The sequence below is a fragment of the Chelativorans intermedius genome, from assembly GCF_025398255.1.
GTDB lineage: Bacteria > Pseudomonadota > Alphaproteobacteria > Rhizobiales > Rhizobiaceae > Chelativorans > Chelativorans intermedius.
Map to the genome: position 1 here is coordinate 1 of NZ_JAODNW010000076.1, position 1586 is coordinate 1586.

Genomic DNA, 1586 nt, shown 5'->3' on the forward strand with positions numbered 1-1586 from the left:
ATCTTCTGACAACCGAGGAGTACAGGGCCATCGCCGCCGGACTTACGCTGCCGAACGCCGCCTTCATCGACGGCGCCTTCCGCCCGGCAATCTCCGGCAAGACCTTCGCGAGCATAAATCCGGCCACCGGTGAGGAGCTGGCCGAGATCGCCGCCTGTGGGCAGGAAGATGTTGATTTCGCAGTCTCCAAGGCGCGAGACGCCTTCGAGGACGGCCGCTGGTCGCAGCTGCATCCTGCCGAGCGCAAGGAGGCGCTCATCCGTCTGTGCAAGCTGATGACCCGCAACGCGCGCGAGCTTGCGGTGATGGAAAGCCTCGACAGCGGCAAGACCATCTACGATTGCGAGACTGTCGACATTCCGGAATCTATTCACTGCATCAAGTGGCATGCCGAGCTGATCGACAAGATCTACGATTCTGTCTCCCCGGCCTCGGACAATCACATCGCCATGGTGGTACGCGAACCTGTCGGCGTGGTGGGGCTGGTGCTGCCCTGGAACTTTCCGCTCCTGATGATGGCCTGGAAAATTGCTCCGGCGCTGGCGGCGGGCTGTTCGATTGTCCTGAAGCCGGCAGCCGAGACCACGCTGACCGCATTGCGTCTGGCCGAGCTTGCCCATGAGGCCGGCTTGCCGCGCGGCGTGCTGAACGTCGTCCCCGGCAGCGGCGCGGAGGTGGGCGAGCCCATTGGGCGGCACATGGGAATCGACATGGTCTCGTTCACCGGCTCGACTGCCACCGGCAAGCGCTTCCTGACTTATTCGGCCGAATCGAATGCCAAGGAAGTCGTGCTGGAGATGGGCGGCAAGAACCCCGCCGTCGTCATGGACGATGCCGAAAACCTCGACCGTGTCGCGGCGCACATCGTCAACGGCGCCTTCTGGAACATGGGCGAGAACTGCTCTGCTTCTTCACGCCTGATCGTCCACAAGGCCGTGAAGAAACCCCTGCTCGAACGCATTGCCCATCATGTCAAGGAGTGGAACGTCGGCGACCCGCTGGACCCCGAGACCCGTGTGGGCGCGTTGGTGAGCAAGGTGCACTACGATAAAGTCTGTTCCTATCTGGACAGGGCCGAAAAGGTGATCGTGGGCGGCAAGACCCACAAGGGCGCTTTCGTCGAGCCGACCGTGGTGGAAGTATCGGGCAACGATTCCGTTCTGGCACGCGAAGAGATTTTCGGACCGATCCTCTCGGTGATCGAGGTCGGAAGCTTCGACGAGGCGATCGCAATCGCCAATGACACGGAGTATGGCCTCTGTGCCTCGATCTATACCGCCAACGCCAAACGCGCCATTCGCGGCGCGCGCAGTCTCAGAGCAGGTACAGTTACCGTCAACAGCTTTGGCGAGGGCGATATCACGACTCCGTTCGGCGGCTTCAAGCAGTCGGGCTTCGGAGGGCGCGACAACGGGATCCACGCCCACGACCAATATACCCAACTGAAGACGATCTGGATCGACCTCAGCGACAACGCGGACGAGGCCGTGGATTGAAGAGCTATTCCGCTCGGCGGCTGCCTGTTCAGTTGGGGCCGGCAGCCTGGAACGCCATCCTAGGGCCGCAAGGGGCGACCCGACGACTAG

Annotated in this window: 1 protein-coding gene; it reads left to right on the forward strand. The window is 62.2% G+C overall.

Features of this window, described 5'->3' with window-relative positions:
• The first annotated feature begins 5 nt into the window (after window positions 1–5).
• Entirely contained in the window at window positions 6–1496 is a 1491-nt protein-coding gene (locus NYR58_RS20300; RefSeq protein ID WP_261522935.1) for an aldehyde dehydrogenase, read from the forward strand.
• The last annotated feature ends 90 nt before the right edge of the window (window positions 1497–1586 follow it).